Origin of the sequence: Tardiphaga sp. OK245 (assembly GCF_900108575.1) — a bacterium.
Taxonomy (GTDB): Bacteria; Pseudomonadota; Alphaproteobacteria; order Rhizobiales; family Xanthobacteraceae; genus Tardiphaga; species Tardiphaga robiniae.
On sequence record NZ_FNWZ01000002.1, the window covers coordinates 678,214 to 694,903 of the forward strand.

Here is a 16,690-nt window from a genome sequence, read left to right on the forward strand (position 1 = left end):
GGCTGCCTCATGCTGCGATCTTGAGAAGATGTGCGTCCCGCTCAGCGAGGAATGCGCGCAGCCGGTCGGCGTAGTCGGCCGTGACGGCATTCGCTACGCTCGGACGTCCGCGTAACGCTGCGCGCCATGCCCGAACCTTGGGTGTGTGGGCGAAGACTTCCGTGTCAGCGATGCTATCGAACACATCGAAGTAGCGGAAGATCGGCGCGTAAACCGCATCGACCATACTAAAGTGCTCCCCCGCGAAAAACGGCGCTGCGGTTAGCACGTTCTCGATGCGACCGAATTTGCCGGCCAACATCTTCCGCTTCGCTTCGTAGCCGTTCGCGTCAGTGGCCGTCTCGAATCCCCACAAATCAGCGAGGATCGACGAGCCGAACTCGATCCAACCACGGTGCCCGGCTCGTTCGAGCGGATCGGATGGGTGAAGCCGCACGTCCATCTGCGTCTCTTCGATATATTCGCAGATCACCGTGCTCTCGAAGAGTGCGGCGGTGTCATTGCCGTCGCGCCGGACAAGCAGAAGCGGAACCTTGCCCAGCGGCGAGATCACGTAAAACCAGTCCGGCTTGTGCGCTAGATCGATATAGCGTCGCTCGAAACGGACACCCTTTTCAGCAAGCACGATGGCCGCTCGCTGCACGTAAGGGCAGAGATGATGGCTGACGAGCGTCAGTGCTGTCGCGTCTGGCCGATCCACGGTCATGCGCTCACCTTTATTCTCTCGGCGCGCATGGTCTGCTGCACGGCGGGCCGCGCTTCGACGCGAGCCATGAAGTCGCGCAGATATGGAAAGTTGGACAGATCTACCTTGGCGAAGTTGGACCACCCGACGATCGTGAACAGATAGGCATCGGCCGCCGTGAAGCTTTCTCCGAGCAGGAACGGCCTGCCCGCCGCCAGATGGCGCTCGACCGACGCCAGCCGCTCTGCGATCTTTGCGCGTGCAACATCTGCCGCCTGCGCGCCATATTCGGGGTGAAACAGCCACGGGCTGAACATCTTGTGGAGTTCGGTGGCAATGAAATTGAGCCAGGATTGCAGGTCGACACGCTGCGGTGTGCCGGCAGGCGGCGCCAACCTGCTCTCGGGTTTGAGGTCCGCAAGGTATTGAACGATCGCGGTGCCCTCGGTCAGCACTGTGCCGTCATCGAGCGCCAGCGCCGGCACATAGCCATTCGGGTTCACCGCCGAATAGTCGCTGCCCGCCTCGGTGACGTGGGGCGACTTCCGGATATCCACCCGCACGAGTTCAAGCGGGATACCCGCCTCGTTCGCAACAATGTGCGGCGAGAGCGAACAGGTACCGGTGGCGTAATAGAGCTTCATGGTTGGATCTTTCATTGCATCCGTCGTGGGGTCGCTATCGCACCAGCAAGGTAGCGCCCGCGCAAACGCAAGTCCCATTGGCATTTCGCCAGCGACGCTTGCGTGACTGCAAGCAGCCACACTGCTATCTTCGTCGGCATGGATGATTGGAACGAACTTCGGCTGGCGCTCGCCATCCAACGAGCGGGCAATCTGACGGCGGCGGCGATAACACTCGGCGTCGATCACTCCACGGCCTTCCGCCGCCTGAAAGCGTTGGAGGACAAGGTTGGCGTGCGACTATTCGAACGGCTTCCAGGCGGCGTCTACCAAGCGACGGAGGCTGGCGCGCGGATGGCTGCCGGCGCGGAGCGCATGGAGGACGAGGCGCTGGCGCTTGATCGCGACATATCCGGTCGCGATCATCGTCTGTCCGGCCGCCTGACGGTCACGTCGTCCGAAACGCTGGCCTATAGCCGGCTGACGCCGCTTCTCGCCGCGTTCCAGCAGGCTCACCCCGGCATCGTCGTGGAGCTGATGATCGACAACCGCGTACTGAGCCTGTCGCGCCGCGAAGCCGACATTGCATTGCGCCCCATCCGTCCGAAGGAAGGCGATCTTTGGGGACGCAGACTGTCGGCCATCGCGTGGGGGCTCTATGCGGCCCCTGCCTATCTCGAGGCAATTGGCGGCCCGTTATCGAATCCATCCGAGATCGATCGCCATTCCTTGATCGGCTGGGAGGAAACAACATCAGGCATCGGGGCCGCCGACTGGCTGTCGCGCACCGCGCCATCGAAGGCCTTCGTCTATCGGACAAACAGTCTGGTCAACCAGCTCGTCGCAGCGAAGGCCGGCATCGGGCTCGCGCTAATGCCGTGCTATCTCGCAGATCACGACGCCGGGGTGGCAAGAGCACTATCTGAGCCCCTCAAGGAACTTGAGGGTGAACTCTGGATCGTGACTCATGCGGATTTGAAGAATACGGCGCGCGTCAGGGCCTTCTTCGATCTCGTCGGCGAAGGATTGATCCGCGAGCGCCCACTGTTCGAAGGCGAGAAGAAGCAGACACCTTCACCACGTTGAGCGGCGTAACCGCATGACATGCTGACTACAGCGCCTCACCCTTCAATAGCCGCGGCACTTCGCCCGACAATCCCGCCGCCTGCTTGATGAACGCGCCCTTCAGCGGCGGCAGCCGGTCGACGATGCCGAGACCGATGTCGCGGATGCTGCGCACGAATGGCAGATCGTTCGAGAACAGGACGTTGAGCACATTGGTGGCGACACCCATTGTCATGGTGTCGAAGCGGCGCCAGCGCTGGTAGCGCTCCAGCACATCGCTCTGGCCGAAATCCATCCCAAGACGTGCAGCATCGACGATGGTCTCTGCCAATGCCGCGACATCCTTCAGACCCATATTGAGTCCCTGCCCCGCGATCGGATGGATCACATGTGCGGCGTCGCCGATCAGCGCCAACCGTTCGCCGATGAAGGAGCGCGCGACGAAGTAGCCGAGCGGAAAGGCCCGCGGCTTGTCGAGCGCTTTGACCTCGCCGAGATGCAGGCCGAACCGCTGCTCGAGCTCGGCATGGAATTCATCATCTGGCAAAGCGACGATGCGCGCGGCTTCCGCGCGCTTCTCGGTCCACACCAGCGACGAACGCTTGCCAGTCAAAGGCAGAATTGCAAACGGCCCGGCGGGCAGGAAGTGTTCTTCGGCACGTCCGTCATGATCGCGCTCATGGCCGACAGTGACGACGATACCGGACTGGTCATAATCCCAGCCATGGGTCGCGATGCCCGCACGCTCGCGCAGCTTCGAGCGCGCGCCATCGGCAGCGACAAGAAGAGCTGCCTCGATCACACTGCCATCCCCGAGCGTGACGCTGACACCGTCGGCCCGTGAATCGAATGTCGTCACCGCGGTCGCACGCAGGTCGACGCCCGCCGCTTCGGCGCGGATCACGAGTTCGTCGATCAGCCGGCGATTTTCGACCATATGTGCGAACGGCTCGCCCGGCTCCACATGGCCGCCGAAGGTCAGGAAGGTCGGACGGGTGGCGTCTTCCAGCTTGGAATCGGTGACGACCATGTCGAGAATCGGCTGGCTTTCGGCAGCCACAGCATCCCAGACACCGAGAGCATCAAACAGCCGCCGACAGGCAGCAACGATGGCCGTGGCGCGCGGATCGCGGCTCGGCCGGTTCGCCAGCGCGGGATCGGCGACAATGATCGGCAGATCGGGGCCAAGCCCCTGCCGCAACGCCAAAGCCAGCGCCAGTCCGGCGAAGGCTCCGCCGCCGATGACAATGCCTCGTTGTGCCGCCATGATATCCGTTCTCGCTGTTGCCACGCGCTTATAGCTGGGCGAAACAGGATCGCGAAACAAGGGCGGCAATGGGACCGGGGCCTGCACGGCCAAGGTCTTGGTAAACCTCCCTTAATATTGCCGCTGAGCGAAAGATGCCGACATGTCCAAGAGCCTGATCGATCTGATCGATATCCTCGATCTCGAGACCATCGAGGTGAACATGTTCCGCGGGCGCAGCCCGAAAACGCGCTGGCAGCGGGTGTTCGGCGGCCAGGTGATCGGCCAGGCCATGGTGGCTTCGTGCCGCACCGTCGAAGGCCGCATGCCGCATTCGCTGCATTGTTATTTCATTCTGCCCGGCGACCCGCAGATTCCGATCGTCTACGAGGTCGAGCGCCTGCGCGACGGCAAGAGCTATTCGACCCGGCGTGTCACCGCGATCCAGCACGGCCATGCGATCTTCTCGATGATGGTGTCGTTCCACGCCGAGGAGGAGGACTCGTTCAACCACCAGGATCCGATGCCGGACGTGCCGCCGCCGGACAAGCTCACTGCGGAAGAGCTGTCGAAACATCCGATCATCGAGAAGATGCCCGATTTCATCCGCCGCTATTACGAGTCCGATCGGCCGATCGAGCTGCGTCCGGTGGAATTCCAGCGTTATGCTGGCGAGAAGATTCCGGAGGGGCGGATTAATTTCTGGATTCGTACCGCCGCGAAGCTGCCGGACGATCCGGCGCTCCATATGTGCGCGCTGGCCTATGCGTCGGACTTTTCGCTGCTCGATTCCATCATGGCCCGCTATGGCCGCACTTTGTTCGACGGTCAGGCGATGGCGGCCAGTCTCGATCACGCCATGTGGTTTCACCGCCCGTTCCGCGCCGACGAATGGCTGCTCTACAGTCAGGATTCGCCGAGCGCCCAGAACGGTCGCGGCCTCGCGCGCGGCCTGATCTTCAAGCCCGACGGCACGCTGGTGGCGACCGTGGCGCAGGAAGGCTCAGTGCGCGAGCGCCGCGAGAAGCCGGCGACGTAAGTTGCTCCGCTTCCAGCCATGAATCCCGCTTCGCCGTCTTGGCGTGCAAACGGCCCGCCCCGAAGGCAGGTCGCCGCCCAATTTCCACGCGCCATGCCAACGGGGATGGCATAAAGCTGTCTGATTGCGTAAGCAGGGTCGTACACCGCCCCCGAAGAGGAATCCTGCATGAAGCTCGTGGTCGCGATCATCAAACCCTTCAAGCTCGATGAAGTGCGTCAGGCTCTGACGGCCATCGGCGTCCACGGCATGACGGTGACCGAAGTGAAGGGCTATGGCCGGCAGAAGGGCCATACCGAGATGTATCGCGGCGCCGAGTATATTGTGAACTTCCTGCCCAAACTGCGCCTCGAAATCGCTGTGGCGTCCGACCTCGCGGCCAAGGCGGTCGAGGTCATCTCCACCGGAGCCCGGACCGGCCAGATCGGCGACGGCAAGATCTTCGTGACCCCGATCGACCACGCCCTGCGTATCCGCACCGGCGAGACCGACAGCGACGCGCTTTAGGCAATAAGCCAGCGCCCACTGGGCTTTCAGCCAGAACTGCTCTCACAGTCCGCTCGAATACGCCCGAAGGGCTCTACGGTCTTGCCCGGTTGAACCATGTCGATTCCACGCGCGCCAGTTGGAAGGCCTGCAGATTAGACAATTTCGAGTTTTTTGCCTCGGATTGACGTATTTGGGCACCTCTGGGCTGCCCGCCGCCTAAGCAGGAATATGTCGAGAGCCTGTCATGCTTCCATTTTGGGCAGGATTGGCTAGAGTTTGGGCGCGACCGAATAGCGCACTCTGTCTCATCACGTGAGAAACGCGAAAAGCTGGGGATTCATAAACCGTTAGAGAATTCCGCCGATCTGGCACGGCATTTGATTCTATCTGGTCTGGCTGTGCCCGCGTAGTGAACTTCTCCGCGTGGTGAACCTCAGTCGAGATCGCCCGGTCGGTTTTCGGTCGGGCCCAAGCGGGGATAGGACCCATGAAAATTGTTATGGCGATCATCAAGCCATTCAAGCTTGAGGAAGTCCGTGATGCCCTGACCGCCATTGGCGTTCATGGTTTGACGGTGACGGAAGTCAAAGGATATGGCCGGCAGAAGGGCCATACGGAAATTTATCGCGGCGCTGAATATGCGGTGAGCTTCCTGCCCAAGATCAAGATCGAGGTGGCTGTCGCTTCCGATCAGGTCGACAAGACCATCGAAGCCATCACCACCGCCGCCAAGACCGGCCAGATCGGCGACGGCAAGATCTTCGTCATCAACCTCGACCACGCGGTTCGCATCCGCACCGGCGAGGCCGATGCTGCAGCCCTCTAAGTCGAATTCCTCGGATTTCGCGCTCACCCATTCTTCAATCAGGAGTCAAACACAATGACGTTTAAGCGTCCCTCTGGCGCGGGATTGGCGGCACTCGCCGTTGGCCTGTTCGCCGCAACTGCGGCTTACGCCGATCCGACGGTCAACAAGGGCGATAACGCCTGGATGATGACCTCGACGGTGCTGGTTCTGTTGATGACCGTCCCGGGCCTCGCCCTGTTCTACGGCGGCCTCGTTCGTTCCAAGAACATGCTCTCTGTGTTGATGCAGGTCCTCTACACCGCTTGCATCGTAATGGTGATCTGGGCTCTCTACGGCTACAGCATCACGTTCACTGGCGGTTCGGCTTATATCGGTGGTTTCTCGAAGGCGTTCCTCGCCGGCGTGACGCCTGACTCGATGGCTGCTTCGTTCACCGCAGACGCCAACATCTCGGAACTCGTCTACTTCTGCTTCCAGATGACCTTTGCCGCCATTACCCCCGGCCTGATCGTCGGCGCCTTCGCAGAACGCACCAAGTTCGCCGCGATTGCGCTGTTCATCCCGCTCTGGGTGACGCTGATCTACTTCCCGATCGCACACATGGTCTGGTACTGGGCTGGTCCGGACGCCATCGTTGCAGCCGCCAAGGCTGTTGCGGCTGCGGCTCCCGATGCGAAGGCTGCGGCTCAGGCCAAGCTTGATGAAGTCATGGCCGATGCCGGTCAGGTGTTCCTGTGGGGCGCTCTCGACTTCGCTGGCGGCACCGTCGTTCACATCAACGCCGGCATTGCTGGCCTCGTGGGCTGCCTGATCATCGGCAAGCGCACCGGCTACGGCAAGGAGCTGATGGCTCCGCACTCGCTGACCATGACCATGATCGGCGCGTCCCTGCTGTGGGTTGGCTGGTTCGGCTTCAACGTCGGTTCGAACCTCGAAGCATCGGGTACTGCCGCTCTCGCGATGACCAACACCTTCCTCGCAACTGCGGTTGCGGCGATGGCCTGGATGTTCGCGGAATGGATGACCAAGGGTCACCCATCGCTGCTCGGCGCAGCATCGGGCGCGGTTGCCGGCCTCGTCGCCGTCACCCCGGCTTGCGGCTTCTCGGGCCCGATGGGCGCGATGGTTCTCGGTCTGGTCGCAGGCGTCGTCTGCCTGTTCTTCTGCACCGTCGTGAAGAACTCGCTCGGCTATGACGACTCGCTCGATGTGTTCGGCGTCCATTGCGTCGGCGGCATCATCGGCGCGCTTGGCACCGGCATCCTGGTCAACCCGGCCCTCGGCGGCACGGGTGTCATGGACTACGTCGCCGGCAAGATCGGCGACTACGACATGGTCACCCAGATGATCGCGCAGTGTAAGGCTGTCGCGACCACGCTGGTGTGGTCGGGCGTCGGTTCGGCGATCCTGTTCAAGGTCGTCGACGTGATCGTCGGTCTCCGCGTCAATGTTGAAGTCGAGCGCGAAGGCCTCGACGTCACCGAGCACACCGAACGCGCCTACAACATGTAAGCGTCACGAGCCGTCCCGGATCATCGATCCGGGATGCTCACGAAGGGATCGGTTGGGGCACTACCCGGCAATGTCCCAACCGTCGAAGGGCTCCAGCGCAAGCTGGGGCCTTTCACTTTTTGGGGGGCCATTCTGATCCCCGCATAGGCCTGGACGGGCGCTAAACGCGTGATAGCAAGGCCGGCCCCTCGATGGTTAATCGCGTCTTAACCTCGCCGTATCTATGGTGGTTTGATCTCGTTTCGGCCGATCTCATGGGGCGATCGGCTGCCTTGAAAGTACTGGCGTTTTCCTGATGGCACTCACCGCTCCTCCCTCCGCGGCGCAAGGCGCTGGCAGCCGGACCTCGGCTGGGCCCGATGGCGAGCGTTCGCCGTTTGCGCGGCTGACGGAATTGCTGGCGCCGTATCAGCCCGGCCAACCGCTGATCACACTGTCATTGGGCGAACCGCAGCACCCGGTGCCAGATTTCGTTGGGCCGGTCCTCGCCAAACACATCGCCGATTTCGGCCGCTATCCGATCGCCAAGGGCATCGAGCCATTCCGCCGCGCCGCCGCGACGTGGATGGGTACGCGCTTCAATCTCCCGCGCGGCCTTGATCCTGAAACCGAAATACTGGTGCTGAATGGCAGCCGTGAAGGCCTGTTCTTCGCCGCGATCACGGCCGCGCGCTTTGTCGGCCCGCGCAAAGGCACGCCGGCGATCCTGCTGCCAAATCCGTTCTATCCAGCCTACGGCGCCGGTGCGCGCGCCGCGGGTTGCGAGCCGATCTTCATGCCGACCACAGTGGCCAACGGCTTCCTTCCCGATCTCGACGCACTCGATGAGGCGACGCTGGCACGCACGGTAGCGATGTACGTCGCATCGCCGGCTAACCCGCAAGGCGCCGTCGCGACGCCCGCTTACTTCAAGAAGCTGCACGACCTCGCGCTGCGCTACGGTTTCATCGTGCTATCAGACGAATGCTATTCGGAGATCTACACGCAGGCCGCGCCCGGCAGTATGCTGGCGTCAGCCGGACCCGACTATGCCAATGTCGTTGCGTTTCAATCGCTGTCAAAGCGCTCGAACCTGCCTGGCATGCGCGTCGGCTTCGTCGCCGGCGACAAGAAATTCCTGAGCGCGTTTCACGAATTGCGCAATGTGGCCGCGCCGCAGGTTCCGGTACCGCTGCAGCAGGTCGCGGTTGCCGCCTATAGCGACGAAGCACATGTGGAAGAGAATCGCAGGCTCTACCGCTTGAAGTTCGATCTTGCGGATCAGATCCTCGGCAATCGCTACGGCTACAAGCGACCGGCCGGAGGCTTCTGTCTGTGGCTCGATGTCTCCGCATATGGCGGCGACGAAGAGGCAGCCGTGAGACTGTATCGCGATGGCGGCGTGCGCGTGGTGCCCGGAAGTTATCTGGCGCGCCCGCAGGCCGACGGCAGCAATCCCGGCGCCGGCTATATTCGTTTGGCCATGGTGCAGGACAGTGAAACGACAGCCGAGGCTTTGCATCGGCTGGTGAAGATTTTGAATTGAAGATCCTGGATTGATGCAGGGCGCATGAGCACTCCGGTATGAGCACCACGATCGAACGCGTCATTCCTCTCGTCGGCCATCTGCCCGCGTCAATTCGCGAGATGCTGGGACGACGGCTGCGCGAACTCGCCGGCTTCGGTCTGGTCTGCGCTGCGGGTGTCGCAGCGGCAGCGATGATGACGTGGTCGGTGCAGGACCCGAGCCTGAGCCATGCCACCTCGCGTGCGATCCGCAATGTCGCCGGTTATCCCGGCGCGATCGGTGCCGATCTGTTGATGCAGATCCTCGGCCTCGGCGCGATCATGATGATTCTCACCATCGCCGTCTGGGGCTGGCGGATGATGACGCATCGGCATTTCGATCGCGAAGCGCTGCGTATCGGTTGCTGGGTCCTTTGCACCATCATCGCATCAGGCTTTGCCAGCTGTTGGCAGCATGGCGGGTCGTGGCCCCTGCCGACCGGCGTCGGTGGCGTGGTCGGCGACGCGCTGTTTCGCGCGCCCGCGGTAGTCTTCGGTCCCGTCGGCTTCATCTATCGATTCGTCCTCGGCTTTATTCTCTGCGCGGCGATGATCGTGACCTTCTTCATCGCCTGCGGTTATGGCGCGCAGGCGAAGGAAGAGTTTGCCGAGATCGACATCGAGGAAGACGACGAGCCATTCGAGGAAGACGAAACCCGCGATCGCAGCTCGATCTCGGTCTCGCTTGGCTGGGCCGCGCATGCCGTGATGAGCGCGAAGGCGCGTCTCGGCCGTTTCCTCTCGTTGGTCTATGGCAAGATGGTTGCAAGCGAGCCCAAGGTGCGCGCGGCCTCCTTCGAACGTCAGGAACCGAACCTCGGCGGTCGTCGTAACAGCCCGTCAATTGCGCCGCGCGACGAAGACGAGAGCGATCACGACGAGGACGAAGAGCACGACTACGAGGAAGAAGAAGAGGAAGAGGAGCCCGCCCCGAAGGCGCGCAAGAAATCCTCGGCCAAGGAGCCGGTGCGCAAATCCAACGGCAAGTTCGAACTGCCCTCCGTCGGCATGCTCACCGCGCCGAAGGCCGCGGATCGCAAGCCGCTCAGCAAGGCCGAACTCGAAGCCAATTCGCGCGCGCTGGAAGGCGTGCTGCAGGACTTCGGCGTGCGCGGCGAAATCGTCAAAGCCAATCCCGGCCCCGTCGTCACGCTGTACGAACTCGAACCCGCACCCGGCATCAAGTCGTCGCGCGTGATCGGCCTTGCCGACGACATCGCACGCTCCATGAGCGCGCTGTCTGCCCGCGTCGCCGTCGTCCCCGGTCGCAACGCCATCGGCATCGAGCTGCCGAACCAGCATCGCGAAAACGTCTACTTGCGCGAACTCCTGACCGTGCAGGACACCAATGACGGCAGCATCAAGCTCCCGCTCTGCCTCGGCAAGAATATCGGCGGCGAGTCCATCATCATCGATCTTGCGCGCACCCCGCATATGCTGATCGCCGGTACCACCGGTTCGGGCAAATCAGTCGCGATCAACACCATGATTCTCAGCCTGGTCTATCGGCTGCGGCCGGATCAGTGTCGCCTGATCATGGTCGATCCGAAGATGCTCGAACTCTCCGTCTATGACGGCATCCCGCATCTGCTGACGCCCGTCGTGACCGATCCGAAGAAGGCCGTGGTCGCACTGAAATGGGCTGTGCGCGAGATGGAAGAGCGCTACAAGCGCATGGCCAAGCTCGGCGTGCGCAATATCGACGGCTACAATGCGCGCCTCGTGGAAGCCAAGGCCAAGGGCGAGGAACTCTCGCGCACCGTTCACACCGGCTTCGACAAGGAAACCGGCAAGGCGATCTACGAGGAAGAGAAACTCGATCTCGCCCCGCTGCCCTATATCGTCATCATTGTCGACGAAATGGCCGACCTGATGATGGTCGCCGGCAAGGACATCGAAGGCCTGGTGCAGCGTCTTGCGCAGATGGCACGTGCCGCCGGTCTGCACGTCGTCCTCGCGACGCAGCGTCCGTCGGTGGACGTCATCACCGGCACAATCAAGGCCAACTTCCCGACGCGCATTTCCTTCCAGGTCACCTCGAAGATCGACAGCCGCACCATCCTGGGCGAGATGGGCGCCGAGCAACTGCTCGGCCGCGGTGACATGCTCTATATGGCTGGCGGCGGTCGCATCTCGCGCGTACACGGTCCTTTCGTGTCGGACGAGGAAGTCGAGAAGGTGGTGCGCCACCTGAAGACGCAGGGCGAGCCGGAATATCTCGAGGCGGTCACCGCCGAAGAACCGGAAGAAGGCGAGGACGGCGCGGTATTCGATTCGACCGGCATGGGCGCCGATGGCGGTGGCGGCGATCTGTTCCAGCAAGCCGTTGCCATCGTGAAGCGCGACCGGAAGGCATCGACCAGCTACATCCAGCGCCGGCTGCAGATCGGTTACAATCGCGCAGCGTCGCTGATCGAGCGCATGGAAAACGAAGGCATCGTCGGTCAGCCCAACCATGCCGGTAAACGCGAGATTCTGATCGAAGAAGAGGAAAGCGGGTTCTGAGAGTTTGACCCTGCCAATGGACAATCCCGCTTTCGAGTCGCGAAATCGCCACAGCTCCGGGTTAGCGCCTGCGCTGGCGGCGCCAGCCGCGGCGGGGGCGCAAGAGACCACCGGCCGGACCGCAAAACCGGTACCCATTCTGACGCAAAGCGCGGTAAAATGCGCCGAACCCGCCGAGCAGGACGACGCCTTGATGAGACGCCCGACCCATCACGCCGCAGACCGGTCTTTCCTGCGCATCGGCGCAGCCGGCCTCGTCGCGACGTTTGTCGCCGCCATTGTGGCGCCCTCGGCCTATGCCCAGTCAATCCCATTGCCGCGACCTGCACCGCAGGCGCGCAGCAATGGCAGTTTCCAGATGTCGGCCTCCGAGCCCCAGGCCGTTCGGCCGCCAGTTGCAATCGCACCCAAGACATCGGCGACGACATCCACGCCACCGAATCCAATCATTCCGGATCCGCGCCGCAACGTTCCCGCCAGCATTTTCATGAGCTTCGACGCCAATCAGAAGGCGCAGGCGAGCAAAGTAAGCAGCTATCTGTCATCGCTCAGCAATCTGAGCGGTAACTTTGTTCAGGTGGGCCCGGACGGCAGCCGCACCACCGGTGACTTCTTTATCCAGAAGCCCGGCAAGGTCCGTTTCGAATATGATGCACCGACGACCATCGCCATGGTGTCCGACGGCCAGTCGCTCGCCGTCCGCGATTCCAAGCTGGCAACCCAGGACATCTACCCGCTGTCGCAGACACCGTTGCGCTATCTGCTGTCCGATCGCATCGATCTGATGAAGGACACCAATGTGGTCGCCGTCAGCGCTGACGACCTCTATACGTCGGTGACCATTGAGGAAAAGAACGCGCTGGTCGGCACCTCGCGCCTGATGCTGATGGTCGGCACCAAGGATGGACAGCTCAAGCAGTGGACCGTCACCGACCCGCAGGGCTATGACACCACGGTCGCGATCTACAATCTCGATACCGCGAAAAAGCCCGACCCGGGGCTGTTCAAGATCGACTTCACCAAGTATCCCACCAGCGGCGCGAATTAGTTTTCGCTGCAGGTGATGCCCTCATGATGAGCAGGCGCGCTTGCGCCGTCTCACCATCGGATTTCCATGCGTTTTTCCCTGACCACCTGGAATATCAATTCGGTGCGATTGCGCATCGACCTTGTCGCCAAGTTTCTCGAAGAGATGCAGCCGGATGTGCTGTGTCTGCAGGAAACCAAGTGCCCGGACGATGCCTTTCCGCTCAAGCGCTTCAAACAGCTCGGCTATGACCATGTCGTGCTGAACGGGCAGAAGGGCTATCACGGCGTCGCCATCGTCTCGAAACTTCCATTCGAGAGCAGCGACATCCGCGTGTTCTGCAACAATCTGGACTCACGCCACATCTCGGTATCGTTCGGCGAAAAGGCCGGCATGGCCGTGCCGCTGATCGTGCATGATTTCTATGTGCCTGCCGGCGGCGACGTTCCGGATCCGGACGTGAATGCGAAGTTCGCGCACAAGCTCTCGTTCCTCGACGAGATGAAGACCTGCGAGCCGCTGCATCCGCGCGGCGATGCGCGTCACATCCTGGTCGGCGATCTCAATGTGGCACCGCATGAGAATGACGTGTGGTCGCACAAGCAGATGCTGAAAATCGTGTCGCATACGCCGATCGAGTGCGAAAAGCTGCTCGCCGTGCAAAGCGAGGGCAACTGGATCGACGTCGCGCGCGAACGCATTCCACTGTCGGAAAAGATCTACACGTGGTGGAGCTACCGCGCCGCCGACTGGGCGGCGTCGAATCGGGGCCGCCGTCTCGATCACATCTGGGTGTCGTCCGCGCTGAAAGATTCGATCCGCGACTTCACCGTCACGTCAGATGCACGCGGCTGGGAGCGGCCGTCGGACCACGTACCGGTCACGACGGTGCTGGAGCTTTGATATCAGTTACTGGCTGAGCTTGGCGCCGATCAGCGTCACATCGCTGGCGAGTTGGCTGACGCGAGTCGCCATGTCGTCACGCAGACGGCGCGCGGCCGCGGGATCGCTGTCGAGCACGCGCTGAAACAGGCTGCGTGTGATCCGGATCGTGCTGGAATATTCCGTGGCGACCGCCGTCGATGGCCGCTGCATCGCTACCAGCAGTGCAAGTTCGCCTATCAATGTGCCGGGCCCCGCGATCACCTCATGATCGCTGCCATCGTCGAGGCTGATGCGGAATGCGCCGTTCTGGACGACATAGCCGCAATCGGCATCGTCGCCCTGCCGGAACAACACGGAGCCCCGCGCAAATTCCTGCTGTTCGGAGCCGATCGCGATCACGCGCAAAGCGGCGATACCCAACAGGCGCAATGTCGGGACGCGCTCAAGCAGGGCTACATCATCATCGATCGACATGTAGAACCGTGTGATCGGGACGCGCGAAGGAGGGCACCGAACAGCTAATGGCGAATCGGCTCCCCAATCGTATCACGGCACCAACTTGTAGCCACCGGCTTCCGTCACCAGGATTTCAGGATTGGCGGCGTCCTTCTCGATCTTCTGGCGCAGCCGATAGATATGCGTTTCCAGCGTGTGCGTGGTGACGCCGGAATTGTAGCCCCAGACTTCCTGCAGCAGCGTTTCGCGCGACACCGGCAACTGGCCGGCGCGGTACAGGAAGCGCAGAATCGCGGTTTCCTTCTCGGTCAGGCGGACCTTCTTGGCATTGGCGCCGGTGAGCATCTTGGAGCCGGGCCGGAAACTATAGGGACCGACGGTGAAGACAGCGTCTTCGCTGGCTTCGTGCTGACGGAGCTGCGCGCGAATACGCGCCAGCAGCACGGCGAAGCGGAACGGCTTGGCGACATAATCATTGGCGCCGGATTCCAGACCGAGAATGGTGTCGGAATCGGTGTCGTGGCCGGTCAGCATGATGATCGGCGCCTTGAAGCCACCCTTGCGCAAGCTGCGCACGACTTCGCGACCATCCGTGTCGGGCAGGCCAACATCCATCAGCACCAGATCGGGGGAATTGGCCTTGGCTGCAGTAGCGCCCTTGGCGCCGGTGTCGACAGCGGAGGCCTCGAACTCTTCGTGCAGCGACAGCTGCTCGACCAGCGCCTCGCGCAAATCAGTATCGTCATCCACGATCAAGATCTTGCGGGCATTGGGCATTGCGACAATCCTTTGAACGGCTGCGGCGGAGCGTTGTTCGCCGCGCTGAAACAGTGGGCCAGAAATCGTGACAGGCTTCGCCGTTAACGCATATTCTAGCGCAAAATCAGCGACATTCCCGGCGAATGTACTGCTGCAGCGCGAAATAGAACATTTGCGGTAAATAGCAAGGCGGAGTTCGCGATTCGGATGGGAAGTCTCGTTATTTCAGACACTTATCGAACAAGCTTGCGTGATCGACCGCTGACTATGGTTCACATTCGCGCGTCAGCCGGAGACAGACTCCGTGGATGGCTGACGACCGATCACACAACCATACCCGTCGCGCTCGGCCGCGGCGGAATCAAGGCGAACAAACGCGAAGGCGATGGCGGAACGCCGCGTGGGACGTTTCGCCCCATCCGGCTGTGGTGGCGGGCCGACCGCAATCCACGTCCGCGTAGCTTTCTGCCGATCCGCCCCATCACGCCGATGGATTGCTGGTGCGAGGATCCGTCTGATCGGCACTACAATCGACCGGTCCGGCTCGATCATGGAAATGACGGCGACCGACTGGCCCGCGAGGACCATCTCTACGATTTCATCATCGAGATCGACCAGAACACCAGACCACGGATCGCAGGGCGAGGCAGTGCAGTGTTCCTGCATCTGGCCCGCCCGAAATTCGCGCCGACCGCGGGCTGTGTGGCGATGACCAAGCCGGCCATGCTGCGGCTGCTGGCCCGGATCGGACCGAAGACGCGCATCGTCATTGGGTAGATCTGGCGCAGACTCCGTCTTCAAATTTTGCAGGCGAGGCGTGAATATCTGACCGGGGATGAGAACGTCCCGGCCAGACCGATCGGTTACTCCGGCTTCTTATGCGAATCGTTATGCGGCGGGGCCTTCGGTCTCGCCGGCGGATGAGGAGCCGGATGAGTTGCAACCGGATGCGATGCTGGCCGCGCGGCGGCAACATGCGGCGGGGCCGGCGGTTTCGCGACAGCGGCCATCCTGGGAGCCGCCAGGTGCTGGGCGACAGGCGGCCTGATAGCAGGTGGCTTGGCTACCGCGTTCAGCGGTTTCGGCGGGACTGCACCGTTGGTCGTCGCATGTGCGACGGTCGTCGGTGGCCTCTTGTTCTCAGGCGTTGCGTTCGCAACCGGCCTGTTTGCTGGCGGTTTGGCACCGGTCGCAGGAAGTACCGCGGGCACGGGCGCCGCCGCCGGCCGTGCGGCGGCCGGCCCGACCTCCCGCGCTGCCACGACCCCTTTGCCGGTGAATTCACCCGGTTTGGCAGTCGCCGCGATCGCCGGATGCCCATGATTTTCGGACGCGAGCAGCGCTCTGTTGGTGCTCGCGATATGTTCGTGCTGAGTCTGTACGGCCGTCGCCGCGATGTGCGGTTGGTGCGCGACGGCCTGCTCTTGCGGCGTCGGCTGCGCGGTTGTGCCGCCAGCGCCGCCGTTAAAACTAACCCGTGTGATGTTGGTCGTATTGTTGACGATGGTCTGGTTGTAGACATTCGTCACCGCGACGCCGCCGAAATTGTTGACGGTCCGGTTGTAGGCGAACACGCCGTTGGTCCAGCGCCCACCGCCATAACCAGCGCCGCCATAGCCGTAGCCATAATCGACGCCGCCATAGAAGCCGACATGGGTTCCCCAATAGCCGGCGTTCCAACCGTAATAGCCATCGTGCCAGCCCCAATAGCCCGGCGTCCACAACAGGCCGACCTGAGGCGGCTCGACCCAGGTGCCGGGCACCCAGTAGTAACCGTCCGGACCATAGGCCCAGAAGCCGGGCGTCCAGATATAGCCGGGCGCGGGAATGGCGGGCTGCTCGTAGACCGGCAGTTCCGGTGGAGCAATCGTGATGCTGATGATCTGCGCCATGGCAACGACCGGCATGGTGAACACGACCAGCGCGGCCAGAAGCCAGGTAACGGAGCGAAAGTATCGCATGTCTGTCCCTCTCGCGGGGCGGGGGTCCCGCGTCCGGACACAGTCGAGACGGAATAGTGCGACATTATGGCGCACCCTCAGGCGC

Annotated in this window: 16 protein-coding genes; 10 read left to right on the forward strand and 6 right to left on the reverse strand. The window is 62.2% G+C overall.

Features of this window, described 5'->3' with window-relative positions:
- Positions 1-7: 7 nt before the first annotated feature.
- Positions 8-706, reverse strand: coding sequence for a glutathione S-transferase family protein (locus BLW80_RS09880; protein ID WP_093757788.1), 699 nt, complete (start codon positions 704-706; stop codon positions 8-10).
- On the reverse strand, positions 703-1,344 hold the full coding sequence (gstA, locus tag BLW80_RS09885; protein WP_349633094.1) for a glutathione transferase GstA: 642 nt from the start codon (positions 1,342-1,344) through the stop codon (positions 703-705). The genes BLW80_RS09880 and gstA overlap by 4 nt, the downstream gene beginning before the upstream one ends.
- An 87-nt stretch (positions 1,345-1,431) precedes the next feature.
- Here gstA and BLW80_RS09890 point away from each other — a divergent pair, with 87 nt between their 5' ends.
- Positions 1,432-2,394 (forward strand): LysR family transcriptional regulator, encoded by a 963-nt coding sequence (locus tag BLW80_RS09890; protein ID WP_244528085.1) that lies wholly within the window; start codon positions 1,432-1,434, stop codon positions 2,392-2,394.
- Between the two features lie 25 nt (positions 2,395-2,419).
- On the opposite strand, the gene BLW80_RS09895 is transcribed toward BLW80_RS09890, so the two are convergent.
- Positions 2,420-3,640: a ubiquinone biosynthesis hydroxylase gene (locus BLW80_RS09895; RefSeq protein WP_089263155.1), complete on the reverse strand. Its 1,221-nt coding sequence runs from the start codon at positions 3,638-3,640 to the stop codon at positions 2,420-2,422.
- 142 nt (positions 3,641-3,782) lie between these two features.
- Between BLW80_RS09895 and tesB the strand changes: the two genes are divergently transcribed.
- The 8 genes from tesB to BLW80_RS09935 all read left to right on the forward strand — a co-directional run bounded on the left by tesB (position 3,783) and on the right by BLW80_RS09935 (position 13,447).
- On the forward strand, positions 3,783-4,658 hold the full coding sequence (tesB, locus tag BLW80_RS09900; RefSeq protein WP_089263153.1) for an acyl-CoA thioesterase II: 876 nt from the start codon (positions 3,783-3,785) through the stop codon (positions 4,656-4,658).
- 168 nt (positions 4,659-4,826) lie between these two features.
- The gene (locus BLW80_RS09905; RefSeq protein ID WP_089263151.1) at positions 4,827-5,165 is read left to right on the forward strand and encodes a P-II family nitrogen regulator; all 339 of its coding nucleotides are present in this window, start codon (positions 4,827-4,829) and stop codon (positions 5,163-5,165) included.
- Positions 5,166-5,634: 469 nt separating this feature from the next.
- Entirely contained in the window at positions 5,635-5,973 is a 339-nt protein-coding gene (locus BLW80_RS09910; RefSeq protein ID WP_068730208.1) for a P-II family nitrogen regulator, read from the forward strand.
- Between the two features lie 54 nt (positions 5,974-6,027).
- The gene (locus tag BLW80_RS09915; RefSeq protein WP_089263149.1) at positions 6,028-7,467 is read left to right on the forward strand and encodes an ammonium transporter; all 1,440 of its coding nucleotides are present in this window, start codon (positions 6,028-6,030) and stop codon (positions 7,465-7,467) included.
- Positions 7,468-7,762: 295 nt separating this feature from the next.
- On the forward strand, positions 7,763-8,992 hold the full coding sequence (locus BLW80_RS09920; protein ID WP_093757791.1) for an aminotransferase class I/II-fold pyridoxal phosphate-dependent enzyme: 1,230 nt from the start codon (positions 7,763-7,765) through the stop codon (positions 8,990-8,992).
- A gap of 38 nt (positions 8,993-9,030) precedes the next feature.
- Positions 9,031-11,517 carry a DNA translocase FtsK gene (locus BLW80_RS09925; RefSeq protein ID WP_093757792.1) on the forward strand — a complete coding sequence of 829 codons (2,487 nt, stop codon included), beginning with the start codon at positions 9,031-9,033 and terminating at the stop codon, positions 11,515-11,517.
- A gap of 193 nt (positions 11,518-11,710) precedes the next feature.
- On the forward strand, positions 11,711-12,565 hold the full coding sequence (locus BLW80_RS09930) for an outer membrane lipoprotein carrier protein LolA (protein WP_349633095.1): 855 nt from the start codon (positions 11,711-11,713) through the stop codon (positions 12,563-12,565).
- Positions 12,566-12,631: 66 nt separating this feature from the next.
- A complete protein-coding gene (locus tag BLW80_RS09935; protein ID WP_068730212.1) occupies positions 12,632-13,447 on the forward strand; it encodes an exodeoxyribonuclease III in 816 nt (271 codons plus the stop codon).
- Between the two features lie 6 nt (positions 13,448-13,453).
- On the opposite strand, the gene BLW80_RS09940 is transcribed toward BLW80_RS09935, so the two are convergent.
- Together BLW80_RS09940 and BLW80_RS09945 are read right to left on the reverse strand one after the other, a co-directional pair.
- Positions 13,454-13,903, reverse strand: coding sequence for a cyclic nucleotide-binding domain-containing protein (locus tag BLW80_RS09940; protein ID WP_093757793.1), 450 nt, complete (start codon positions 13,901-13,903; stop codon positions 13,454-13,456).
- Positions 13,904-13,975: 72 nt separating this feature from the next.
- Entirely contained in the window at positions 13,976-14,662 is a 687-nt protein-coding gene (locus tag BLW80_RS09945; RefSeq protein ID WP_068730214.1) for a response regulator transcription factor, read from the reverse strand.
- A gap of 249 nt (positions 14,663-14,911) precedes the next feature.
- Between BLW80_RS09945 and BLW80_RS09950 the strand changes: the two genes are divergently transcribed.
- Complete coding sequence (locus BLW80_RS09950; protein ID WP_502688589.1) at positions 14,912-15,421, forward strand: L,D-transpeptidase family protein; 510 nt, start codon at positions 14,912-14,914, stop codon at positions 15,419-15,421.
- A gap of 86 nt (positions 15,422-15,507) precedes the next feature.
- On the opposite strand, the gene BLW80_RS30590 is transcribed toward BLW80_RS09950, so the two are convergent.
- Positions 15,508-16,605 (reverse strand): YXWGXW repeat-containing protein, encoded by a 1,098-nt coding sequence (locus tag BLW80_RS30590; protein WP_210185315.1) that lies wholly within the window; start codon positions 16,603-16,605, stop codon positions 15,508-15,510.
- Between the last annotated feature and the right edge of the window lie 85 nt (positions 16,606-16,690).

Coding starts and splice junctions, on each gene's coding strand:
- BLW80_RS09910 (WP_068730208.1), top strand. CDS start 5,635: ATGAAAATTGTTATGGCGATCATCAAGCCATTCAAGCTTGAGGAAGTC.
- BLW80_RS09915 (WP_089263149.1), top strand. CDS start 6,028: ATGACGTTTAAGCGTCCCTCTGGCGCGGGATTGGCGGCACTCGCCGTT.
- BLW80_RS09925 (WP_093757792.1), top strand. CDS start 9,031: ATGAGCACCACGATCGAACGCGTCATTCCTCTCGTCGGCCATCTGCCC.
- BLW80_RS09950 (WP_502688589.1), top strand. CDS start 14,912: ATGGTTCACATTCGCGCGTCAGCCGGAGACAGACTCCGTGGATGGCTG.
- BLW80_RS09895 (WP_089263155.1), bottom strand. CDS start 3,640: ATGGCGGCACAACGAGGCATTGTCATCGGCGGCGGAGCCTTCGCCGGA.
- BLW80_RS09905 (WP_089263151.1), top strand. CDS start 4,827: ATGAAGCTCGTGGTCGCGATCATCAAACCCTTCAAGCTCGATGAAGTG.
- gstA (WP_349633094.1), bottom strand. CDS start 1,344: ATGAAAGATCCAACCATGAAGCTCTATTACGCCACCGGTACCTGTTCG.
- BLW80_RS09920 (WP_093757791.1), top strand. CDS start 7,763: ATGGCACTCACCGCTCCTCCCTCCGCGGCGCAAGGCGCTGGCAGCCGG.
- BLW80_RS09935 (WP_068730212.1), top strand. CDS start 12,632: ATGCGTTTTTCCCTGACCACCTGGAATATCAATTCGGTGCGATTGCGC.
- BLW80_RS09880 (WP_093757788.1), bottom strand. CDS start 706: ATGACCGTGGATCGGCCAGACGCGACAGCACTGACGCTCGTCAGCCAT.
- BLW80_RS30590 (WP_210185315.1), bottom strand. CDS start 16,605: ATGCGATACTTTCGCTCCGTTACCTGGCTTCTGGCCGCGCTGGTCGTG.
- BLW80_RS09945 (WP_068730214.1), bottom strand. CDS start 14,662: ATGCCCAATGCCCGCAAGATCTTGATCGTGGATGACGATACTGATTTG.
- BLW80_RS09940 (WP_093757793.1), bottom strand. CDS start 13,903: ATGTCGATCGATGATGATGTAGCCCTGCTTGAGCGCGTCCCGACATTG.
- tesB (WP_089263153.1), top strand. CDS start 3,783: ATGTCCAAGAGCCTGATCGATCTGATCGATATCCTCGATCTCGAGACC.
- BLW80_RS09930 (WP_349633095.1), top strand. CDS start 11,711: ATGAGACGCCCGACCCATCACGCCGCAGACCGGTCTTTCCTGCGCATC.